Raw genomic sequence first — 24,383 nt, 5'->3', positions numbered from 1 at the left:
GCTTTTTTTTACAGCTGAATATCGCTTGACGTTAAAGTTAGAAGCTCGTTGCGCTCATAGCTTTCTTCTTCTAAAAGCCGCATGGATTGAGTGCGTATGGAACGTTCGATAATGTTTCGCACATATCTACCGTTACTAAAATCCCTAGGCGTCTGATTGTACTTCACGTCCATGAAATGATCTTTTAGCTTTTTATAGGCCTCTGTACTAAACTGATACTGTCTGTCATTCATCATGTGACCGGCAATGTCCATCAGTTCATTGACATCATAATCCGGAAAATCAAAAATAAACGGAAACCTAGAGCGCAGTCCTGGATTAAGACTTAAGAAATTTTCCATTTCTCTTGGATAACCAGCTAAAATCAATACAAACTTATCATTTGAATCTTCCATATGTTTGACCAATGTATCAATCGCTTCTTTTCCAAAATCTTTTTCTCCCCCTCTTGCAAGAGAATAAGCCTCATCAATAAATAAAATACCTCCAAGCGCTTTTTTTACAAGATCTCTCGTTTTCTGAGCCGTATGACCAATGTATTCTCCAACTAAATCTGCCCGCTCTGCTTCAATTAAATGTCCTTTGGACAAGATGTTCATATTCAAAAATAATTTACCTAGCAGGCGGGCTACCGTCGTTTTCCCTGTTCCTGGATTTCCTTTAAACATCATATGCAGCGCCTGCTTTCCCGCTTTTAAGCCCTGTTCCTCTCTTTTTTTGTTAATATATAACCACGCATATATTTCTTTTATCATTTTTTTCAATTCTTCCATTCCAACCAGTCCGCTCATTTCTCGTTCAATTTCCCGAAGCGGCTCATGATTTAGCACAGCTTTTTTGGCAGGACGCGGAATTGATGTCGTATACGATTTTTCCTTTTTTGTTTCATTATTTAAAATGATATTAATTTGCCCATTATTTTTAAGAGTTATCGGCTGCTCCACCATGTTCACCTCTCGTTTCATCCCACTTCTCTGTATCGCATAGCTGCATGCGATGAACGATACGAAGACAATGATCTCTTATTACCGAAGAAATAATCGTCTATTATAAGGTTTATGTTCGATGAGTAAAAACAATGTTAAGAAACTTTTTTAAGCCTTTATTTGCATAAAAAAAGCATCCGAATATGCGGATGCTTCTCATTAATCTCTATTCAAGTTCTACTGTAATATTTTTATTTGGTACAAATGTCGAAATAGCATGTTTATAAATCAGCTGCTGTTTTCCTTCAGATTCAATTAACACAGTAAAGTTATCAAATCCTTTAATTAGTCCTCTTAATTGAAAACCATTTAAAAGAAATACCGTCACATAAATATTTTCTTTACGTAATTGATTTAAAAATTGGTCTTGAATATTAACTGATTGTTTCATTATTCGGCCTCCTCGTTTCTCTATCTGTTTACTTAATTCGCTTCTTTCTTCAGCTTTCCTGCAATATATGTAAAAATTTCAGCAAACTTTTCGGGAAAATTGTCAACTTCCATCTCTATCCATTTTACAGGCATTTTATTTCGAAACCACGTTAACTGACGCTTTGCATATCTGCGTGAATTTTGTTTCAACTGTTCAACGGCTTCTTCGAGCGTACAGCGTCCTTCAAAATAAGCATACAGCTCTTTATAGCCGATAGCTTGAATTGATTGTACATCATGCAGACCACTTTCGTACAATGATTTGACTTCATCAAGCAGTCCAGCCTGCATCATCATATCGACTCGGTGATTAATTCTCTCATATAATACGTCTCTATCCATTGTAAGTCCAATAATGCTTACGTCATATAATAACTCTTGCGACTGTTCTTTTGTATAGTCACTGAATTTTTTGCCGGTTACTTCATAAACTTCAAGCGCTCTGATTACACGGCGATGGTTATTTTTATGGATAGCAGCTGCACTGTCTGGGTCAATTTCTTTTAGCTTTTCATACAGGGGATCAATGCCATGAGCTTTAATAAATACTTCCATTCGTTCACGAACTTTTTCATCACTAGGAGTTTCTGTGAACTGATAATCATAAATAACGGATTGAATATAAAGACCCGTCCCTCCAACAATCATCGGCATTTTTCCTCTAGCATGAATATCATCGATTTGTTTTCTTACAATCTCTTGAAATTCTGCCACAGAAAACGATTCATCTGGCTCCTTAATATCGATCAGGTAATGGGGAATACCCTGCATCTCTTCTTCTGACACCTTTGCTGTTCCGATATCCATCCCTTTATAAATTTGCATGGAATCACCTGAAATAATTTCTCCGTCTAACTGTTTGGCAAGTTCAATGCTCAATTTTGTTTTACCAACCGCAGTTGGTCCAATAATGACAATAAGTTTGGGTTTCTCTCCCGTCATAACAACACTACTTTCATCTATAGGCATTCACATCATTCCATTTTATCCAAATGGCCATGATTTATTCAACAAAACGGCTAGCTGCAGCTAGCCGCATTTGCCTACATCACTCGCTTAAACATTTTTTCCATTTCATACGTCGAATGATGAATAATAATTGGTCGTCCGTGCGGACACGTAAATGGATCTGTTGTTTTTCTCAACGTTTCAAGTAAAGCAAAAATCTCATCGTTTCGCAAATGATGATTCGCTTTAATCGATCCTTTACAGCTCATCATAATAGCCGCTTCTTCTCGTAACTTTTCGATATTGACTCGTTTCATCGTAAAGATTTGCTGAATCATTTCTTCAATGGTTTCCTGTTCCTCTCCTTTTGGAAACCACTGCGGATGCGAACGAACTATATAGGAGTTTTGTCCAAACGGTTCTAAAAAGACTCCTACTTCAGCAAGCATGTCTTTGTATTCTTCTAAAATCAAGGCTTCATTTCCCGAGAACTCTAGCGTAAGCGGCATAAGCAGTTCTTGAACTTCTGAATCTACTTCTCCAAGCTTTCGCTTAAAATATTCGTACTTAATTCTCTCCTGCGCCGCGTGCTGATCAATAATAAATAATCCTTTTTCATTTTGTGCCAAAATATACGTTCCGTGCATTTGGCCAATTGGGTACATCGCAGGAACACGCGGTTCTGGCCGCTCTTTGGCTGAATGGCTCGGTTCTGGAATAGGAGCGTTTTCTTCCACCGATTCTTCATAGTGTTCTATTTCTCGAAACGTTGGTTCGAGTTCTTCATCTTGACGTATGACCTCTTTTTTAACAGGCGGCATGATCTCGTCTACACGAGCGGGAGCCTCCTTAAGGCTAGGCTCGCGAACCATGTCAGACGGCTGATAGCCAGACGGTTTAGACCGATGATCAAATGTAAAGGTCTGCTGCTCAGTTGGCTGAACAGCTGATTTTGACTTAGTTGGTACTACAGCATCCGGAATTAACTGCTGCTTTTTAAAAGCAGCTTTCACTCCTTGTTCAATAAGTTCAAACAGCTCCGCTTCCTTACTTAAGCGCACTTCTAGTTTCGCTGGATGAACATTCACGTCCACTAACAAAGGGTCCATTGTAATGGTTAAAAACACGATTGGAAAACGGCCGATAGGTAAAAGGGTATGATAGCCCTGCTGTACCGCTTTTAACAGCCCGTAGTTTTTAACAAACCGACCGTTAATAATGGTCGACATGTAGTTACGAGAAGCTCTTGTAATTTCAGGAAGAGCGACGTAACCACTCACTTCATAATCAAGAGACTGAACGTTAATCGGAATCATTTTTCTGGCCACTGCCATTCCATAAATAGCTGCAAGCACTTGACGCACATCTCCGCTTCCGTTCGTATACAGAAGCTGTCTTCCTTGATGCATCAGCCGAATTGAAACTTCAGGATGAGACATCGCAAGGCGATTGACTACGTCCGTTACGTTACCAAGCTCCGTGTTTACCGTCTTCATATATTTTAAACGTGCAGGTGTGTTGAAAAATAAGTTTTCAATAACAAGTTCGGTACCTTTTCGACTTGACGTTAATTCGTGATGAACGATTTCTCCGCCTCTAAGTTTAAGATGAGTGCCGGCTTCTTCTCCCGTACTCGTTTTGAGTTCAAGCATTGAAACCGAAGCAATACTTGGCAAAGCTTCACCGCGAAATCCTAACGTTCGAATTCGAAATAAATCTTGCTCTGTTTTGATTTTACTTGTCGCATGTCTTTTAAAAGCGGTCAAGCAGTCTTCAGAAGCAATGCCGTCTCCATTATCCAATATACGAATTTTTGAAAGCCCAGCTTCTTCTAGCTCAATTTCAATAACTGTACTGTTTGCATCAATAGCATTTTCGACTAGTTCTTTCACCACCGAAGCAGGTCGTTCAACAACCTCTCCGGCAGCAATTTTATTTGAAAGTTCGTCTGAAAGCTGCACAATTTTACCCACAGACTCACTCCTCTCAATCTATTTCTTCTTTAATGATTTTTGCAGTTCATACATCGCATTCATTGCGTCTAAAGGCGTCATTTCTAAAATATCCAGCTCTTTTAAACGATCTATAATTGCTTTTTCCCGTTTCGAAAGCGCAGGCTTTTCTTTTTTCTCTTCTATTTCAAAGAACGAAAGCTGATTGGCTTCATCTGCTTTTTTATTATCTGCACGTTCTTCTTGAACCAAAGAAGCACCTTCTTGTGGAACTTGTTGTGTCATCTCTTCTCTTTTTGGAGCCTGATGTACAGGTTCACGCTCAGAAGATTGTTCTAAATCGTGTAAGATGACGCGAGCTCGCTCTAGAAGCGGATCTGGAAGTTCCGCTAGTTCCGCTACGTGAATACCATAACTTTTATCTGCGGCACCATCTTTGATTTTGTGTAAAAAGACGACTTTCCCATTTTTTTCAACCGCGCTTACATGAACATTTTTAAGCGCAGGAAGCGACTCATCGAGTACGGTTAATTCATGATAATGAGTAGAAAATAGTGTCTTACAGCCAATATGTTCATGAACGTATTCAATAATTGCTTGAGCAAGAGCCATTCCGTCATACGTAGACGTGCCGCGTCCAATTTCATCTAACAGAATTAGACTCGACTGAGTGGCATTTGTCACTGCATTTTTCGTTTCTAGCATCTCGACCATAAACGTACTTTGACCTGAAATTAAGTCATCGGCTGCTCCGATACGTGTAAACACTTGATCAAAAATCGGCAGAACCGCTTCGTCTGCTGGCACAAAACAGCCAATTTGAGCTAATATCGCCGTTAAAGCGACCTGACGCATGTACGTACTTTTACCAGACATATTGGGTCCTGTAATCAGTAAAATTGAACTATCATCCGTCATTTGACAGTCGTTTGGCACATATTCCTGCGAATTCATTACTTTTTCTACCACTGGATGGCGTCCATTTTGAATCGAAATATCTTCACTTGAAAAAATAGGCTTCGTGTAATGACGTTCTTCACTGATTTTTGCAAAGCACTGCAGTACGTCAAGCTCACTTACTTTTTTAGCGAGTTCTTGCAGCCTTGGAATATATGCTTTTACTTCTTCACGAATTTGTAAAAACAATTCATATTCCAGCTCTACAATTTTCTCTTCCGCTTCTAAAATCAGCGCTTCTTTTTCTTTCAGCTCAGGCGTAATAAAACGTTCTGCATTGGTTAACGTCTGTTTTCGTTCATACATTCCTTCAGGCAAAAGATGGAGATTTGCCCGCGTTACTTCTATATAATAGCCGAACACGCGATTATAACCAATTTTCAGTGAGCGAATCCCTGTTTTCTCACGCTCTTGCTGTTCAAGTGACGCAATCCACGTTTTTCCGTTTCGGCTTGCATCTCGGTATTGATCAAGCTGTTCATGATAGCCGTCATTAATAATGTCTCCTTCTTTAATTGACAAAGGAGGGTGCTCTTTTAATCCTCTTTCAAGAAGATTAGCTAATCGCTCACAAGGATCAATGTCTTCAACAAGCTTGGTGGCATAAGGGTGATTCAAACGATTCACAACCTCTTGGATATGAGGCACATTTTGCAATGATTTTTTTAATTGAATTAAATCACGAGCATTTACATTACCAAAAGCTACTCGACCAGCTAAGCGTTCTAAATCATATACGTCTTTTAGCAACTCCCGCAGTTCTTCTCGTTCAAAAAACTGTTTCATTAAGACATCTACCATATTCAAACGATTATCAATATCCGCTTGTTTTAAAAGCGGACGGTCAATCCAATTTTTTAATAAACGGCCGCCCATTGCCGTAACAGTCTGGTCTAATAACCATAGAAGCGAGCCTTTCTTTCCTTTTGAACGAATCGTTTCGGTTAACTCTAAGTTTCGCTTAGAGAACAAATCAATTTTCATATATTCATTGATTTGATAAAACTGCACGGGCTGTAAGTGTTCAAGCGAACGCTTCTGCGTGCGAGTTAAATACTGAAGAATACGCGCAAACGTTGTAATAAGCTTTTGCTGCTGAAGCGACTCTACTAAATAATCTAGTCCTTCTACTTGCTCTGTACTATTCTCATAAGAAATGGTAATCGTCATGCGCTCTTTTAGTGTTTGTAATAAGTCAGCAGGAAACTCAGAGCTTACAACGACTTCTTTTGCTTCTTTTGCATAAATCTCTGAGACTATATCGTGAAACGAACTAACAAGCGTTACGCTGTTTTCTCCTGTAGACAAATCAGAAAGAGCAAGACCAAACGTTTGATCCTCGAACCCAGTAACAGAACAAATATAGTTATTTTCCTTTTCATGCAGTCCGCGTTCGTTCATCAGTGTTCCGGGTGAAATCACCTGTACCACTTCTCGCTTTACAACACCTTTTGCATGCTTAGGGTCTTCTACTTGCTCACAAATAGCTACTTTAAATCCCTTTTCAATTAAACGCTCGATATACGTAGGAGCAGAGTGATACGGAACCCCGCACATCGGAATTCTCTCTTGTCCTCCTCCGTCTCGACTTGTTAATGTTATTTCAAGTTCTTGAGAAGCTGTCGTAGCATCTTCAAAGAACATTTCATAAAAATCACCTAATCTAAAAAATAAAAAGGCATCTTGATACTCTGCCTTAATTCTCAAATATTGCTGTATCATTGGCGTATACGCTGCCATACTATTCCTCCATACCACATCTAGTTGTGCGTTTTTGCTACACGTATTATAACATAAGTCTTTCTTAAACTTAATTTATTCAAATAGAACAATCTTCAATTTCTTTTCATAAAACAAATAAAAAAGCTTCGGACGAAGGAAGAAGCTTGTCCGAAGCTTTTCATTATTTACTGCTGTTCAAATGACTATGCTTACGTCCGTATAAGAAGTAAACCACTAGCCCTAGTACAAGCCAAATTACGAAACTAATCCATGTTAACTTTGGAAGCTGAAGTGCTAAGTATAAACAGAACACAAAAGCTAAAATTGGAATCACCGGCACGAACGGTACGCGGAAACCAGTCGATTCTGAAGTTTGTTTTGATTTACGTAAATATAAAATTCCAATTGATACGGTCATGAAAGCAAAAAGAGTACCGATGTTTGTTAACTCTGCTAATCTTCCTAATGGTACTAAACCAGAGAAGATGGATACTAGTAAACATGTAATCCACGTATTTACTACTGGCGTTTGTTTTTTCTCACTAATTTTTGAAAAAGGCTTTGGCAATAGACCATCTCGACTGATCGCATAAAATAAACGAGTTTGTCCATACATCATAACGAGTAATACCGTTGTAATACCAACAATTGCGCCTAATGAAATAAATCCTGCTACCCAGTCTTGGTTAATGTAGCTTAAAGCAAATGCTACAGGGTTTTTAACATTTAATTCTGTATAAGGTACGATTCCTGTTAAGATAAGCGATACGACGATATAAAGGACTGTACAAATCGCGAGAGATGCGATAATTCCGATTGGCATATCCCGCTGAGGCTTGCGTACTTCCTCGGCCGCTGTTGCTACAGCATCAAACCCAATGTAGGCGAAGAATACAGTTGCTGCTCCTGTCGCTACTCCCGAGAAACCAAACGGCATAAACGGCGTCCAGTTTTCTGGTTTAACATAGCTAACTCCTACCCCGATAAACAGAAGTACAACAGCAAGTTTAATAATAACCATGATAGCATTAAAACGTGAAGATTTTTTTACTCCTTGCGTTAAAAGTAATGTGATTAAAAACACGATCATAATTGCTGGAATATCAATATACGTGCCGTTTGCAGGATTGTATGCACTTGTTAAAGCTTTGGGAAAATGTATGCCAAACCCTGCTAATAATCCTTGGAAATACCCGGACCATCCGCTGGCTACAGCAGAAGAAGCAAGACCGTATTCCAAGATAAGATCCCACCCTAAAATCCAAGCGATTAATTCACCAAATGTTGCATAACTGTAAGTGTATGCACTTCCTGAAACTGGAACTGTTGAGGCAAACTCTGCATAACAAAGAGCTGCAAACACACACGCAAGTCCGGACATAATGAAAGATATAACTAAAGCTGGACCGGCATGTTCAGCGGCGGCTACACCCGTTAATACAAAAATTCCGGTTCCGATAATGGCCCCAATTCCTAACATTGTTAAATCGAAAGCGCCTAAATCCTTTTTTAATTTAACACCTTTAGAATTGGTTTCACTAATTAACGTTTGAATTGATTTTTTTCGAAATAAGCTCATAGTAACCCCCCAAAAAATACTTATCTGATATAACTAAATTTTCTGAAAATTAATGCATTATTTTCTTTAGATTTACTATACACTGCGCATTCGACAAAAAGCAATATATTTTTTTGTTTTTATAAGAATTTTCTTAAAATAGTAAAAATAAAAAAACTAGGAAGAACTTCTTCCTAGTTACTCATCGTCCCCTAATATAAAATCAGGATCCAAATCTTCAAATTCATCATCATCTACGTCTAAATCAAACTCATCTTCATCATCGCAGCCTTTCGGATTTACTGCAACACAAACCTTGGTTTCGCCAATCACTTCTGCCAATAATTCTCTCTCTACTTGAACAATCGTTTTATTGCCATTTGGTGAAATTGTGCACTCTAGGCAATTTGGCTGCTGCAGCACGCGAACAATTACTTCATAATCGTCTCCAATCGAATCTTCATCTTTATAGCGCAGCTTAATATTATCTTTGTATGATACGGTTTCCGTCCAAACTTCGGTTTTTGTATTATTATTGTACGAATACCAGATGTTAATATCATATCTGCCGTCAACTTCTACATTGCTGCCGCTTTTTTTTGCTTTGTACTCATGGTTAATCACCCAGCACCCCAAGATGCTTGTTGGTCGATTTTTCGGTGCAAGCGTATGAGACGATTGTGTAAACTTGCGACCTTTACCTACGACTGCTTTTGTAATAATTTCTCTATAGTGTTGTGACATGTGAGCATACCCTCCTCAAACTATCTTCATTTCATCCTATGCAGGCTCATTCACTTGTTTGCACATTATTTTCAAGAAACTAGGTTTAAGGCATAAAAAACCTATGTTCCATTGTATGCAAGGATATAGAAAAACGTGACAATTATTAGAGAGAAAATCTGCCCAATTTTATGCCACGGGATGCACAAAAAAATGCCTCAGCAAATTGCTGAGGCATTTTTTCTTTATGAGCAGCTAGATCCAGGGCTGTTTCGCACCTGTGAACCTGTTTCACCGCGCAGTAAATCACCATCTGTTGACACAATAATTTCATCCGTTACTGTGTTTGAAATAGTGTTAGCAACAAGTTGAAGCAAATCATTCACGTTTATTTGAGACTCTTGAAACTGCTGAATAATCGGCAGTTCATCGAGCTCTTCCTGTAAGCGATCGATTTTTGCCTCCACTTGTTTTAACGCTTCTGTTTTACCATAATGTTGGAAATTAACAGCTTGTTTTTGCAAGCTTTTAATGCTTGCAATGGTTTCACGCACTTTTTGATTTTCGTTAAGCTGAGCTTCGGCACGCTTGAAGAAATCTACTTCTTCCGTTTCAGCAATCATTTTTGCCAGCTCTTGAGCACGTTTAATTACGTCACTCTTGTTATACTGCGCCATATTACTTCACCTCTGCTGTTTCTTCTACCATTTCCCCGTTTAATGTCCATGTTTTGGCTTTTGTAACTTTTACTTTTACAAGTTGACCAATCACTGACTTAGGTGCTTTGAAGTTTACAAGCTTACTTTTTTCAGTGTAGCCTGCCAGTACTTCAGGGTTATTTTTACTTTCACCTTCTACTAATACTTCGACAACTTTACCTTCATATTCCTTCAATTTCTTTGCAGAAATTTCATTTACAAGAGCATTTAAGCGCTGAAGACGCTCTTTTTTCACTTCCATTGGTACATTGTCTTGCATCTTAGCAGCCGGAGTACCTTCACGAGGTGAGTAAATAAACGTGTACGCACTATCAAATTCAACCTCACGATATAGTGACATTGTTTCTTCAAACTGCTCATCCGTTTCATTTGGGAAACCAACAATAATATCAGTTGTTAATGATGCCGTTGGAATGGCTTCTTTAATTTTACGAACAAGCTCTAAATAATGTTCACGAGAATATTTTCGTGCCATAATTTTTAAGATGTCGCTGCTTCCTGATTGCACAGGTAAGTGAATGTGGTCGACAAGATTTCCGCCTTTAGCTAGAACTTCAATTAAACGGTCATCAAAGTCGCGAGGGTGACTTGTTGTAAAACGAATACGGGCAACATCAATTTTACGGATTTCATCCATTAAATCCCCTAAGCCGTACGTCATGTCTTCAAAATCTTTTCCGTATGCATTAACGTTTTGGCCTAAAAGCGTAATTTCTTTATAGCCTTGAGCAGCTAAATGACGTACTTCTTGGATAATGTCTTCTGGACGGCGGCTTCGTTCTTTTCCTCGCGTATACGGAACGATACAGTACGTACAGAACTTGTCACAGCCGTACATGATGTTAACCCATGCTTTAACGCTGCCTTTACGTGCTCTTGGAAGGTTTTCAATAACATCCCCTTCTTTAGACCATACTTCAATTACCATTTCTTTTGCTAAGTATGCTTCATTTAGAATGTGAGGCAAACGGTGAATGTTGTGTGTACCAAAAATCATATCCACGTGCTGATGTTTTTGTAAAATTTTATTTACAACTGACTCTTCTTGAGACATACATCCGCAGACGCCGATTAATAGCTCAGGGCGCTCGCGCTTCAAGGCCTTCAAGTGTCCTAATTCACCAAACACTTTATTTTCCGCATTTTCACGGATTGCACACGTATTCAATAAAATAACATGAGCATCTTCAACAGAGTCAGTTGGCTCGTAACCAAGGCCTAGAAAAATACCCGCCATTACTTCTGTATCGTGCTCATTCATTTGACAGCCGTACGTACGGATATAAAACTTGCGTCCCTGTCCCATTCCATGAAACTGTTCATCGATTGCAAAATCATTGTGATAGGAAACTTCTTCTTTTCCTCGTTTTTTCGCATCTTTTAAAGAAGGTGGCATGTATACTGTTTGAAAATATTTACTGTAATCCTTTTCGGATTTTTTGTCCGCTGGATTAACTTGGTTGCTTTCTAAACGTTGTTTTTCATTCATAAAAAATCTCCTTTCGCCATGACAATTGTCACGTTGCACCTGTAAATCGCAAAAAAATGTGAGAGCCTTATGCTTATGCATAAAACTCATCACATTAACATAGTATATAACTTTCAAGTAGCGAACACAATCATATACCTATTTTCTATATCTGTTTCGTTAAAATTTCGTTCGACTTTCGAAATATTTATTAAATCACAAAAAGAGATTGATACATAACTAAATTAACCTATTTTAGAGACGAACAAATGGGATAAAAGAGCTCATAGAAATTCGCTTATTACACCGCTGTTGATTTCTGTGCAAAACTTCGCTTTCGGCGAGCGGCCGATGAGCCTCCTCGTCGCTTCCGCTCCCGCGGGTTCTCACCTATTTCGCTTTTCCCGTAGGAGCCTTCTCCTAGCTCTCCAATTAACAGCTAGAAGCCACTCCCTACATGAAACCTACGTTCGCTATCACTATGAAAAAATCCGAACGAGTTGGATTCTCCATCAAGAATCTCAGTTCAACGTTCGGATTTTCCCTCTACTAAACTGCTTTTATTGCAGCCTCTTTTACATAAATTCAGCTACTAGCTCATCAAATTTTTCCTCAGTCATGCCTAAGTCTGCTTTTGACAGCGGCTCTTCACTATAACCGTGAACAAGCTGCTGATACGACGGCTGATGCGCATTTTGATAAATAAGCCCTGTTACTAAGCCGTTATGCTCCATTAACGTCTGCATAGCTTGCATACGATTGTTTGCATCATAACCTTCAATTGTGCTAAGACTAGTTAGGTTTTCTTTAAACCAATCATACGTGTTCACTTTGTTATACGTTACGCACGGGCTAAATACGTTAATTAAAGAAAAACCTTTATGCTGGATGCCTTGTTCAATTAAGCTTGTTAACTCTTTTAAATTCGTTGAAAAGCTTTGAGCCACAAACGTTGCTCCAGAAGTTAACGCAAGCTCCATAACAGATAAAGACGACTCGATTGATCCTTCAGGCGTACTTTTTGTCTTGAATCCTACTTCACTACGAGGAGATGTTTGTCCTTTTGTTAAACCATAGATTTGGTTATCCATTACGATATACGTCACATCGATGTTTCTGCGAATCGCATGTACCGTGTGTCCCATACCGATAGCAAACCCATCTCCATCGCCGCCAGATGCGATAACGGTTAAGTCACGATTAGCCATTTTCACACCTTGAGCGATTGGAAGCGCACGTCCGTGAATACCGTGAAAACCATATGAATTAATATAACCAGAGATACGTCCAGAACATCCAATACCTGAAATAACAGCAAGCTCATGAGGTTCTAAACCTACGTTAGCAGATGCGCGTTGAATGGCTGCTTGTACGGAGAAATCTCCACACCCCGGACACCAGTTAGGTTTTACACTGTTACGAAAATCTTTAAACGTTGCCATTTAACACAAACATCTCCTTACTTTTTGCGTATACTTCTTGCGGAAGAAATGGATTTCCATCATACTTCAATACGCTTTGAATTTTATCATGACTTGCAATATTCATTTTTAAAATATTAGCAAGCTGTCCAGTAGCATTGTTTTCAACGACGACTACTTTTTTAGCTCCTTGCACGTAAGGAAGCAGTTCGTCAGCTGGGAAAGGATGAATCAAACGAATGTGAGCGTGATTTACTTTTATACCGTCCTGTTCCAAACGTTCCATTGCCTCTTCAATGACTCCACGCGTCGAATTAAATCCAACAAATAAAATATCAGACTCTTTTTCATGAGAGTGAACATGAATTGGCGTATTAAAACGAATTCCTTTTGTTTTACGAAGACGCTTATTCATTTGATCATCGCGGTTCACCGGAGATTCAGATGGCTTTCCTGTCTCATCATGTTCTACTCCCGTCACGTGATGAATGCCATGCTTCATTCCAGGAATGACGCGTGGTGATACGCCGTCTTCTGTTACGCGGTAGCGCTTGTAGTATTGTTTTTCTTCTAGCTCTTCTAGCTCTCCTTGCTGAAGCTTACCGCGGCGGATTTCAACGCGGTTATAGTCAAGCGGTTCTACTGATTGCTTCCCAAGTGAAAGCTGTAAATCCGTTAGCATAATAACTGGACACTGATATTCTTCTGCTAAGTTAAACGCTTCAATCGTATCGTAGAATGCTTCTTCAACCGTACTTGGCGCCATGACGATCTTCGGAATTTCACCGTGCGTACCGTAAATCATGGCCATTAAATCCGACTGTTCTTGCTTAGTTGGAAGCCCTGTACTTGGACCGCCGCGCTGCGTATCTATAATAACAACAGGCTGCTCAGTGATTCCCGCTAATCCAATCGACTCCATCATTAATGATAGACCAGGTCCAGCTGATGCTGTCAGCGCACGTACGCCTGCATAGTTAGCTCCGATAGCCATCGTACATGCTGCGATTTCATCTTCTGTTTGAATAACGGTTCCACCAAATTGAGGAAGCTTTTTAATTAAGTATTCCATGATTTCTGAAGCAGGGGTAATTGGATATGCTGGCATAAAACGAGCCCCACCGGCTAAAGCACCTAGCGCAATCGCATCGTTTCCAATCATAAACATACGTTTTTTACCATCCGCTGGATCTAGTTTCATTGTTTCTAATTGTTCGCCTAGCTGTTCACGAATGTAATCTGCACCTTTTTTAATAGCTTCCATGTTTTTTTGTACAACTTTCTGGCCCTTTTTACCGAAGATTTCAAGCACTACTTCTTCAAATACTTCTGTGTCAATATGAAGCACAGCACTTGAAGCGCCAACAGCAACCATGTTCTTCATTAGCGACGTTCCTAATTCCGTTGCAATTTCCGTAAACGGAACAGCATATAGCGTAGCAGTTGTACATGTTTCGGGCAGACTTGGGTTGAATTTCGCATCTGCAATTACAACGCCACCTACGCGCAGCTCATGGACGTTTACATCGATTGTTTCCTGATCGAACGCAACTAAAATATCCAAATCATCTGACACAGATCGAACCTGAGTTGTACTCACTCGAATCTTATTATTTGTATGTCCACCTTTGATACGAGAAGAAAAATGACGATAGCCGTATAAGTAATAACCTAATCGATTTAAAGCGGTTGAAAAGATTTCTCCCGTACTTTCGATTCCCTCACCCTGCTGTCCGCCAACTTTCCATGAAAGTTGCTGTACCATAAATCAACGCCACTCCTTTAATTGCTCATAATATAGAAATCTATTTTATTAATAAAAACTGAAAAAATTAAATTAGCAAACGATTTCATTTGCTTCTGCATTTCACCAACCAAAATCATCTGCAAAACTCCCACAGCACCTTGCCGCTGTGCAGGATACGTTTCTGCTTGAGCAGCTCCGTAATCCGTTTTCAATTTTATTCCGATTGCCAGAAAAATGCAACCCTTTCCATTGAATTCTCAATCGTTTTAATTATATTTATATTTAATGAATAAGATGAAGTTTTTTAATGATCTTTTCTGCCTTCACATGAGGCATTAGTATATAAATAACTTGTATAAAAAAGAGCTTTTCCAAGAAGAAAAAGCTCTTTTTTTATTAGCTGCATACACGATCAGCAAAGTTTTGAAACAGAAAACGTTTTACCTGATCCTCAGTGTAATGCTTAAGGAGTTCTTCGATTAAATTTGTATACTGTTCATATCTTCCGAGACGATGAACCGTTTTGTCAATGCCGTCAAAGTCAGAGCCAAAACCAACGGAGTATTCGCCTCCTCTTTCACACATGTAATCAAGATGGCGGATCACATCCGCTATTTGCGCTTTGGCAGAACTCGTTAAAAATTCAGGCACAAACGTAATGCCAATCACGCCGTTTCGCTTTATTAAAGCATGAATTTGATCGTCTCTTAAATTCCGGGGATGAGAACACAATACGTGTGAATTGGAATGAGTAGCCACTACATATTGCGCTAGCTCAATCACATCCCAAAAACCTCTTACCGATAAATGAGAGACATCCGTCCACACTTTATATTCATTGTTCAATTCAACAACTTCTCTTCCAAAAGAAGATAATCCCGCGCCGCGAGGTTCTAAAATACCGTCACACACAGCATTGCTGTAATTCCATGTCAAACCTACTGAACGTACACCCAGTGAAAAAAGTGTCTTTAAGCGAACTAAACTTGTATCAATGGCATCGCAGCCTTCAAGCGTCAGCATTGCTCCTATTTCACCTTTTTTCAAGCTATCTATATCGCGTTTTGAACGAACCCATTTCACACCGGGAAGCGATAAAATATGACTCTGAAACAGCTGGATCATTTCTAACGCAACATCAAAGCGCTGAGCTGCCGGAACCGCTTCTGGAATATAAATAGCGAATAGCTGAACTTTCCCTTTTGCTTTTTTTATTCCTTCTAACGTCACATGCAGCGCTGAATCATATGTAAAAGATAAACGTTTATTTAGCCAGAGTTTCATCAATACATCACAATGAGCATCAAATATCACAACCCACACCCCTTTAACTCTATACAAAAAGGACCTGTTTGGCTTCTATGCTTTACAGGTCCGTGGTTTTTATAATTATCGCGGCTCTACAATTAATTTAATGGCTGTTCGCTCTTCTCCATCAATTTGAATATCTGTAAAAGCTGGGATGCAGATTAAATCAACCCCACTTGGTGCAACGAACCCTCTTGCGATTGCTACAGCTTTTACTGCTTGATTAAGCGCCCCGGCCCCAATGGCTTGAATTTCTGCTGCGCCGCGTTCGCGCAGTACGCCTGCTAAGGCACCAGCAACTGAATTTGGATTAGACTTTGCTGAAACTTTTAATATTTCCATATCTAGCTCCTCCTTATTCTTTACAATGTATGATGAGAGATCATTAGACCAATGACTTAATTGATTTCAATGTTACTATATTCACGATATGTCAAACGTATTCCTGCTTGTTTTTCCTAAATATTCAAAAACTTATATTTCTACACCTTTCTTTTTTCTTTTTACGTTTTTGACAAAATAAAAAAGCCAACGTATCGTCTTTCGACACATTGACTTTTTCCCTTTATTCAAAAAATGGATGGTCTTCGTTAATTAAAATTCGCTCTGTTTTTGTTGCTTTCCCCGTCTTTTGATCAATATCAATAACGATTCCACTAAGCTGCGTTCTTCCTTCTTTTGGCACTTCAAATCGAACAGGAAGAGACGTTAAAAAACGCTTAATAACAGCTTCGCGCTCCATCCCTAAAATGCCGTCATAAGGTCCCGTCATTCCTACGTCAGAGATGTAGGCTGTTCCTTTTGGCAATATACGATTGTCAGCTGTTTGAACATGCGTATGAGTGCCGACAACAGCGCTGACACGACCGTCCACATACCAGCTAATCGCTTGCTTTTCACTTGTTGTTTCAGCATGAAAATCAATAAAAATAAGCGGAGTGCGCTGACGTGCTTCTTCAATCAGTTCATCTGCTTTATGAAATGGACAATCAAGCGGAGCCATAAACGTGCGCCCTTGTAAATTAATCACGGCTACCTCAAGCTGATTGTACGTAAAATACGTAATTCCCTTGCCCGGTGTACCTTCAGGAAAATTAGCTGGACGAACAAGATTTTTTGCATCGTCAATAAAATCAAAAATTTCGCGTTTGTCCCACGCGTGGTTACCAAGGGTAATAATGTTAGCCCCTGCTTGTAAGAACTGACGATAAATCTTTTCAGTAATGCCTTTGCCCGAAGCTGCATTTTCTCCATTCACAATTGTAAGTCCCGGAGAGTATTTTCTTTTTAATCTTGGTAAATATTCTTCAACCATTTCACGGCCTGGAGAACCAACTACGTCTCCAATAAATAAAATTCTCATGTAAAAGCTCCTATACTTCATTCTTAATCTGCATCTTCATCTCTACGAAAAAAAATAAAGTGGCGAAACGCCACTTCATTTTTATTTTGCATACTCTACTGCTCTTGTTTCACGAATAACGGTTACTTTGATGTGGCCAGGATAATCCAGCTCATCTTCAATTCGTTTTCGGATATCTCGAGCAAGTCGATGCGCTTCTAAATCACCAATCGTATCTGGTTTCACCATAATACGAACTTCACGCCCTGCTTGAATCGCAAATGATTTTTCAACGCCTTCATAAGACTCTGAAATTTCTTCTAACTTTTCAAGACGACGAATGTAGTTTTCTAACGTCTCACTACGAGCACCTGGTCTTGCAGCAGATAATGCATCCGCTGCTGCAACTAGTACAGCAATGATTGATGTTGGTTCTGTATCTCCATGGTGAGAAGCAATCGCGTTAATAACAACCGGATGTTCTTTATACTTTGTAGCTAATTCAACACCGATTTCTACGTGACTTCCTTCTACCTCATGATCAATTGCTTTACCAATATCATGTAACAATCCTGCTCGTTTGGCTAACGTTTCATCTTCACCTAATTCAGCAGCCATAAGTCCTGATAAATGCGCTACTTCCATTGAATGTTTCAGCACATTTTGACCATAGCTTGTTCTGAATTTTAAGCGACCAAGAATTTTCATCAAGTCTGGGTGCAACCCGTGAACACCGACTTCAAACGTCGTTTGTTCACCAACTTCACGAATATATTCGTCCACTTCACGGCGAGATTTTTCAACCATTTCTTCAATACGCGCGGGATGGATACGACCATCTTGAACGAGTTTATCAAGTGCAATTCTTGCTGTCTCACGACGAATTGGGTCAAATCCTGATAAAATAACTGCTTCTGGCGTATCATCAATAATAAGATCAATTCCTGTCAAAGTTTCAAGCGTACGGATGTTTCGACCTTCTCGACCAATAATTCGGCCTTTCATTTCGTCATTTGGCAAGTTAACAACTGAGACAGTCGTTTCAGCAACATGATCTGCTGCGCAACGTTGAATAGCAAGTGAAAGAATTTCTTTCGCCTTTTTATCGGCGTCTTCTTTTGCACGGTTTTCTGTTTCTTTTACCATTATTGCAATGTCGTGGGAAAGTTCATTCTCAACACGATCTAAAATAATCGCTCTTGCATCTTCTCTTGTTAAGCTTGAAATGCGCTCTAGCTCTGTTTGCTGTGCACGTACTACTTCTTCAACTTTGCTTTCCATCTCTTCAATATGCTGTTGTTTAACAGTAAGAGAATCATCTTTCTTTTCAAGTAACGCTTCACGTTTATCAAGTGATTCGTCTTTACGATCAAGATTTTCCTCTTTTTGCATTAATCGATTTTCTTGTTTTTGAAGTTCTGCTCGACGATCACGAATATCTTGTTCTGCCTCTGTACGAAGCTGATGGATTTCATCCTTCGCTTCTAGTAAAGCTTCTTTTTTCAAAGCTTCCGCCTCGCGGGTTCCTTCATCGATAATTTGTTCTGCACTAGACTTTGCTCCCGCAATTTTAGCTTCAGCAATCGATTTACAAACAAAAAAGCCAACAACTGCACCGACGATTAGGCCAAGCAAAGCGAAGATGATTGTATTAGTATCCATCATTTCACCTCCCCTTGCTATAAACTTGTAAGTTTTAAATTTCATGTCGGCATGTACATCGTATTCACCTTTCAATATACACACAAAGGCTTTTAAACGCTAAAATGTTTTAAAAAGGGAAAATATACATCTTAATTGTAAATCTGTGCATTTTTATTGTCAAGCCTGCCTCTACAGTATATATTGAAATTTCGTATGTTACTTTTCTAGCATTAACAATTTTTACAAAAAAAAGACCCCTTCTTTGAAATAGAGGAGTCTTTTTTTATCTCGCAGCAAATTAAATATTTAAATCGCCTTGATCGTCATCCTCAGGAGCTGGCTCTCCATCTTGGTCTAAACCATGATGTTCACGCACTTGTCCCGCAATTTCCTGACGAATATCAGTATTTTCTTTTAAGAATTGTTTTGCATTTTCACGACCTTGACCTAGACGCTCGTCATTATATGAATACCAAGATCCACTTTTTTGAACAATATCTAGTTCAGAAGCGATATCCAAAATTTCACCCTCTTTTGAAATACCTTCTCCGTACATAATATCTACTTCAGCAGCACGGAAAGGCGGAGCTACTTTGTTTTTCACAACTTTAATTCTTGTTTTGTTACCTACAATATCGTTTCCTTGCTTTAACTGCTCTGCACGACGTACTTCTAGACGCACTGAAGAATAGAATTTAAGCGCACGTCCACCAGGAGTTGTTTCAGGGTTACCAAACATAACGCCGACTTTTTCACGAATTTGGTTAATAAAGATAGCGATTGTTTTAGACTTGTTGATAGCTCCAGATAGTTTACGCAATGCTTGAGACATTAAACGAGCTTGTAGACCCACGTGAGAGTCTCCCATTTCTCCTTCAATTTCCGCTTTTGGCACTAATGCTGCTACTGAGTCAACAACGATAATATCTACGGCACCGCTTCGAACTAAAGCTTCAGCGATTTCTAACGCTTGTTCTCCCGTATCAGGCTGAGATAATAATAGCTCATCAATATTCACACCTAATTTTTGAGCATATACAGGATCTAACGCGTGCTCCGCATCGATAAATGCAGCCTGTCCGCCCTGCTGTTGAACTTCTGCAATCGCATGAAGAGCAACTGTTGTTTTACCTGAGCTTTCTGGACCGTATACTTCAACTACACGTCCACGTGGATATCCACCTACACCTAAAGCTATATCTAACGCTAATGAACCACTTGGAATTGTAGAAATTCTTTTTTCCGTTTGTTCACCTAATTTCATAATTGAACCTTTACCAAATTGCTTTTCAATTTGTTTTAAAGCCATATCAAGGGCTGCTTGACGATCGTTCACTCAATTTCCTCCTCTATCTCTTTGAAATCATCTATAAACTGCAAACTTACTACGATGTAGTAGCAATGTCGAATTAACAACTTTCTATAACTTACTATACTAGTTTTCGAGTCGTTTGACAAGCAAAAAGCGAATAAATGTTCGTTTATTATTTTATAAAAAAAAGGCTGTTTTGGAAAAACCAAACAGCCTTTTTTCTTTATTTCTTTATCATCTTTAATACGTAATGACAGCCATAATTAACCGTTCGTGAACGAATCCCCTGGCGGCTTCCAGATAGCTGCAGGCTGTAAACTTGAGGAGCTTGATCTTTATAGGCTACCCCTATATATACTGTTCCTACAGGATGTCCTTCTTGTTTGGAGGGCCCAGCTACACCTGTAAACCCGATGCCAATATCCGTTTTGTATAACTGTTGAATACGCTGAGCCATTTCAGCCACGCACTGCTCGCTAACGGCTCCGTACTGATTCAGCGTGTGTTCGCTCACTCCGAGAATATTTTGCTTGATTTCATAATGATAGGCGACCAGGCTGCCTTTTACAGCTTCTCCAGCACCTGAAACAGTTGTTAAACGTTCGCTGAATAAACCGCCGGTTAAACTTTCGGCTGAAGCAATCGTTAATCCTTGTGCCGTTAATTCTTTTACCAATTCATTATGTAAAGAAGTTGCTTCGTATCCATATAAATACTCGCCTACGCGCTCTGAAATGGTTTTTTCCACTTCGTCTAACATGCGCTGTGCTTCAGCAGCATTAGCGTGCTTAGCAGTTAAGCGAAGCGTCACTTCTCCATCTCCTGCTAGCGGCGCAATCGTCGGGTTGGTTTGCGCATCAAGCAAATCTTCAATTTCCGTCTCAAGCTGTGATTCTCCTATTCCGAAAAAGCGAAGAACGCGTGATTCAATACTTTCTTTTAATTCAAGCTTTTGAGCTAAAAATTCTTGACCATACGATTCATACATTGGATAAAGCTCTTTTGGTGGCCCGGGAAATAGCATATAGTGTTTTCCCTCTACCGTAAGCCCCATACCTGGAGCCATTCCGTAATCGTTAGGGAGCACTGCCGAACCTTCTAGCACAATTGCCTGTTTTTTGTTGTTAGGTGTCATGACACGATTTGACTGTTTGAAATAGGCTTCAATGCTTTCAAGTGCTTCTGCATTTGTTGTCAGTTCTACTCCTAGCACACTCGCAATTGTTTCTTTTGTTAAATCATCTTTTGTAGGACCAAGCCCGCCTGTGAAAATAATTAACTCTGCACGCGTTTGAGCTGTAGCAATCACTTCTTTTAAGCGCTGTGCATTATCTCCTACTACCGTATGATAGTAAACATTAATTCCAAGTTCGGCTAATTTTTTCGATAAATACTGAGCGTTTGTATTGGCAATTTGTCCAAGCAGCAGCTCAGAGCCGACTCCAATAATTTCAGCGTTCATCATATCATCTCCATCTTACTTATTTTGAGTTAACAAAAGCCTGTTTGTTTTTAGCAAAGTAGTCCCAGCCTGAAATAACCGTAAAAATCACTGAGATCCAAAGCATTACGCTAGCAAATGGAATGGAAACCCATTCAAAAGGCAAGTTATACAACAGAATAGCTGAAATAGCTAAAATTTGAGTCCATGTTTTAATTTTACCTAACATATTTGCTGCTACAACTTCTCCTTCCCCTGCTAGTACAAGTCTTAAACCAGTGATAGCAAATTCACGGCTAATAATGATGATAGCAGCCCATCCTGCACCTGCAATTAAATCTAAGTCAACAATAGCTACAAGCGCAGCTGAAACCAATAGCTTGTCTGCTAGTGGATCTAAAAATTTGCCCAAGTTCGTGACTAAGTCGTACTTTCGGGCATAGTATCCGTCAATCCAGTCTGTTGTAGATGCAATAATAAATAATGCTGCCCCTAATAGGTGAGCGATCGGAATCTCTTTTCCTGCTGCCTCCACTGTGCCAAATGGTAGCGGCACCATCATAAAAATGAGGAATACGGGAATTAGGAAAATCCGCGAAATGGTAATCTTGTTTGGTAAATTCACTTCTTCTGCCTCCAATTACTGTTACAAACTGAAAGCGTGCAAACGAAATTGTTTGCACGGCTTTAGTTTTATTATAGCGTGAATGAGTGATTAATTCACATATTATCTTTATTTACACCCTGATCACTTTTTAAAACAGGGTGTTTACTGTGCTTCTGCCGGCTGATATTGAATCGTTACAACTTGTCGAACTTGCTTGGATGAATCAAACGGCAAGTCAACCGCTTTTCCATTTACTTTTAACTCTACTCCAGGTGAATAACCGATGTTGACACGAGCTTCAGTTTCTTTCGTCAAATCAAATTCTTTTGTTTCACCTTTTTTTAGAATGGAGCTAAAGAAAGCATTTCCTTTTCCATTTTTCACATCTAACCAAGTATCTGCTTGAGTGGATGTTACTTCTAGATTAAATGCATCTGTACCGGAAAGAGCATACGTAGCACTTCTGCCTGTTTTTTGAACTTCCTTGTATTCTTGTTTACCGCTGTCTTTCTTTTCTTTTTCAGCTTTTTCTTTCTCAGCTTTTTCTTTTGCGGCTTTTTCTTTTTCAGCTTTTTCTTTTTCTTGTTCTTTCTTATCAGCAGCACTTTGTTCATCTTCTGACTTGCTATTGTCATTTTTTGCAGTAGTTTCATTCGTTTCTTCCTGCGTGTTAGACTGCTGAACTTCGCTGTTTGGAGCTTCTTGGTTAGCCTGCTCCTTGTTTTTATCCGAGACGATATTTTGAGCGATTACCCAAATAATAATCCCAACAACTACAACTCCCGCCACCACTAGAACAGTTGGAAGGTAGTCATATGCTTTTGAAACTCCTTTTGTATGCTGAGGAATTTCTTTGCGGCTGCGAACGCGCGAAAGCTGCTGCGGCATGTCTTCTGTTTGAGTTGAAGGAATGTCTGATTTGTATTCTTCAAAAATAGCATCTGTGTCCAACCCAATTGCTTCGCAGTATTGCTTAATAAACGCTCGTACGTAAAATTTCCCCGGCATAACCTCATAATTGCCTTCTTCAATGCCAAGTAAATAGCGTTTTTGAATTTTCGTTAGTTTTTGTAAATCCTCTAACGACAATCCTTTGCTTTCTCGTTCTTGTCTTAACCTTTGTCCTAACTCTGTCAATGCTAACACCTACCAATTATGCTAAAAATCAAACATCGATAATCCACCGTCTTGAAACATTTGAGGACCTTCCATTATTTCATATGTAATTTTCTCATTGGGGTCGTTTCTTATTTCAATAATGTAGGCAAAATCATCTAACGAATACTCGGTATTTTGTACAAATACATCCGGATGCTCCACAATTTTTGTCGCGGGTACATTCATTACTTCTCGAACAAGCTGCCAGTGCTTTTCATTCGCTCGTTTTGTCGATACAATCCCGTCAATAATAAAAATATTATCAGCGTTGTATTCGTCAGCAATAAGCTGACTGCGAATCGTTTGTTTTAAGAGTGTAGAAGACACAAAAAGCCACCTTTTGTTCGCACATACGCTAGCTGCTACAATGGATTCGGTTTTGCCTACTCGCGGCATACCTCGAATACCGATAAGCTTATGACCGTCTTGTTTAAACAGTTCCGCCATAAAATCTACGAGCAAACCTAATTCATCTCTTACGAAACGGAACGTCTTTTTATCATCTGCGTCCCGCTGAATATAGCGACCGTGACGCACTGCTAACTTATCACGCAATTTAGGCGGTCTCATTTTTGTCACAATGATATTATCCATTGTTTTCAAAATAGATTCAAGCCTGTCTATTTGCTCATGTGAATCACAGCGCAGCAATAATCCACGGCGAATATCATCCACTCCGTTAATTGTGACAATATTAATTGACAACATTCCAAGAAGCGATGAAATATCACCTAAAAGACCCGGACGATTTTTTTGTATTTGATATTCTAAATACCACTCAATTTTCTCCATCAAACCCCTCCCATTTCTTGGCTGGCCTTCGAGAGGTGCCCCCTTTTTTTCACCTAGTTTAACTATAAATGATTTCCATTATATTATAAACCCTAAAGACAAGTAGTTCTACATTTGTTATGTATGTAAGCGCTTATTTATTTGTA

Annotated in this window: 21 protein-coding genes; all 21 read right to left on the bottom strand. The window is 39.3% G+C overall.

Annotation, left to right across the window (positions count from 1 at the left end; genetic code table 11):
- Positions 1-8 precede the first annotated feature (8 nt).
- A complete protein-coding gene (spoVK, locus tag AC4NPH_RS15135; RefSeq protein WP_098314799.1) occupies positions 9-965 on the bottom strand; it encodes a stage V sporulation protein K in 957 nt (318 codons plus the stop codon).
- A gap of 187 nt (positions 966-1,152) precedes the next feature.
- Entirely contained in the window at positions 1,153-1,377 is a 225-nt protein-coding gene (gene hfq, locus AC4NPH_RS15130) for an RNA chaperone Hfq (RefSeq protein ID WP_013058791.1), read from the bottom strand.
- Positions 1,378-1,409: 32 nt separating this feature from the next.
- Entirely contained in the window at positions 1,410-2,360 is a 951-nt protein-coding gene (miaA, locus tag AC4NPH_RS15125) for a tRNA (adenosine(37)-N6)-dimethylallyltransferase MiaA (RefSeq protein ID WP_053488000.1), read from the bottom strand.
- A 101-nt stretch (positions 2,361-2,461) separates the two neighbouring features.
- Positions 2,462-4,339 (bottom strand): DNA mismatch repair endonuclease MutL, encoded by a 1,878-nt coding sequence (mutL, locus tag AC4NPH_RS15120; protein WP_013058793.1) that lies wholly within the window; start codon positions 4,337-4,339, stop codon positions 2,462-2,464.
- A gap of 18 nt (positions 4,340-4,357) precedes the next feature.
- A complete protein-coding gene (mutS, locus tag AC4NPH_RS15115; RefSeq protein ID WP_025601389.1) occupies positions 4,358-7,015 on the bottom strand; it encodes a DNA mismatch repair protein MutS in 2,658 nt (885 codons plus the stop codon).
- 163 nt (positions 7,016-7,178) lie between these two features.
- The gene (gene bcaP / locus AC4NPH_RS15110; RefSeq protein ID WP_013084740.1) at positions 7,179-8,576 is read right to left on the bottom strand and encodes a branched-chain amino acid transporter BcaP; all 1,398 of its coding nucleotides are present in this window, start codon (positions 8,574-8,576) and stop codon (positions 7,179-7,181) included.
- Positions 8,577-8,753: 177 nt separating this feature from the next.
- On the bottom strand, positions 8,754-9,299 hold the full coding sequence (locus tag AC4NPH_RS15105) for an outer spore coat protein CotE (protein ID WP_013058796.1): 546 nt from the start codon (positions 9,297-9,299) through the stop codon (positions 8,754-8,756).
- Positions 9,300-9,523: 224 nt separating this feature from the next.
- A complete protein-coding gene (locus AC4NPH_RS15100) occupies positions 9,524-9,955 on the bottom strand; it encodes a YlbF/YmcA family competence regulator (RefSeq protein WP_013058797.1) in 432 nt (143 codons plus the stop codon).
- A 1-nt stretch (position 9,956) separates the two neighbouring features.
- A complete protein-coding gene (gene miaB / locus AC4NPH_RS15095; protein WP_025601388.1) occupies positions 9,957-11,486 on the bottom strand; it encodes a tRNA (N6-isopentenyl adenosine(37)-C2)-methylthiotransferase MiaB in 1,530 nt (509 codons plus the stop codon).
- 554 nt (positions 11,487-12,040) lie between these two features.
- Positions 12,041-12,907, bottom strand: a complete 867-nt coding sequence (locus AC4NPH_RS15090; protein WP_013058799.1) for a 2-oxoacid:ferredoxin oxidoreductase subunit beta — start codon at positions 12,905-12,907, stop codon at positions 12,041-12,043.
- On the bottom strand, positions 12,894-14,651 hold the full coding sequence (locus AC4NPH_RS15085) for a 2-oxoacid:acceptor oxidoreductase subunit alpha (protein ID WP_013058800.1): 1,758 nt from the start codon (positions 14,649-14,651) through the stop codon (positions 12,894-12,896). The genes AC4NPH_RS15090 and AC4NPH_RS15085 overlap by 14 nt, the downstream gene beginning before the upstream one ends.
- Positions 14,652-14,668: 17 nt before the next feature.
- Positions 14,669-14,845 carry a hypothetical protein gene (locus AC4NPH_RS15080; RefSeq protein WP_180232352.1) on the bottom strand — a complete coding sequence of 59 codons (177 nt, stop codon included), beginning with the start codon at positions 14,843-14,845 and terminating at the stop codon, positions 14,669-14,671.
- Positions 14,846-15,029: 184 nt separating this feature from the next.
- Positions 15,030-15,947 carry a dipeptidase gene (locus tag AC4NPH_RS15075; RefSeq protein WP_013058801.1) on the bottom strand — a complete coding sequence of 306 codons (918 nt, stop codon included), beginning with the start codon at positions 15,945-15,947 and terminating at the stop codon, positions 15,030-15,032.
- A 75-nt stretch (positions 15,948-16,022) separates the two neighbouring features.
- The gene (gene spoVS / locus AC4NPH_RS15070) at positions 16,023-16,283 is read right to left on the bottom strand and encodes a stage V sporulation protein SpoVS (protein ID WP_003181955.1); all 261 of its coding nucleotides are present in this window, start codon (positions 16,281-16,283) and stop codon (positions 16,023-16,025) included.
- Between the two features lie 223 nt (positions 16,284-16,506).
- Positions 16,507-17,304, bottom strand: a complete 798-nt coding sequence (locus AC4NPH_RS15065; RefSeq protein WP_029320635.1) for a TIGR00282 family metallophosphoesterase — start codon at positions 17,302-17,304, stop codon at positions 16,507-16,509.
- An 81-nt stretch (positions 17,305-17,385) separates the two neighbouring features.
- Positions 17,386-18,945, bottom strand: a complete 1,560-nt coding sequence (rny, locus tag AC4NPH_RS15060) for a ribonuclease Y (protein WP_013058803.1) — start codon at positions 18,943-18,945, stop codon at positions 17,386-17,388.
- A 280-nt stretch (positions 18,946-19,225) separates the two neighbouring features.
- Positions 19,226-20,263, bottom strand: coding sequence for a recombinase RecA (gene recA / locus AC4NPH_RS15055; protein ID WP_013058804.1), 1,038 nt, complete (start codon positions 20,261-20,263; stop codon positions 19,226-19,228).
- Between the two features lie 199 nt (positions 20,264-20,462).
- On the bottom strand, positions 20,463-21,704 hold the full coding sequence (locus AC4NPH_RS15050; protein ID WP_491938800.1) for a competence/damage-inducible protein A: 1,242 nt from the start codon (positions 21,702-21,704) through the stop codon (positions 20,463-20,465).
- A gap of 16 nt (positions 21,705-21,720) precedes the next feature.
- Positions 21,721-22,305, bottom strand: coding sequence for a CDP-diacylglycerol--glycerol-3-phosphate 3-phosphatidyltransferase (pgsA, locus tag AC4NPH_RS15045; RefSeq protein ID WP_013058806.1), 585 nt, complete (start codon positions 22,303-22,305; stop codon positions 21,721-21,723).
- A 144-nt stretch (positions 22,306-22,449) separates the two neighbouring features.
- A complete protein-coding gene (locus tag AC4NPH_RS15040) occupies positions 22,450-23,433 on the bottom strand; it encodes a helix-turn-helix domain-containing protein (protein ID WP_223546233.1) in 984 nt (327 codons plus the stop codon).
- Positions 23,434-23,445: 12 nt separating this feature from the next.
- Positions 23,446-24,237, bottom strand: a complete 792-nt coding sequence (locus AC4NPH_RS15035; RefSeq protein ID WP_013058808.1) for a DUF3388 domain-containing protein — start codon at positions 24,235-24,237, stop codon at positions 23,446-23,448.
- Between the last annotated feature and the right edge of the window lie 146 nt (positions 24,238-24,383).

This window comes from Priestia sp. MDV22-iso46 (assembly GCF_058629175.1).
Note: the sequence above shows the minus strand (reverse complement) of the source record. Positions and strands in the feature narration are given on the sequence as shown.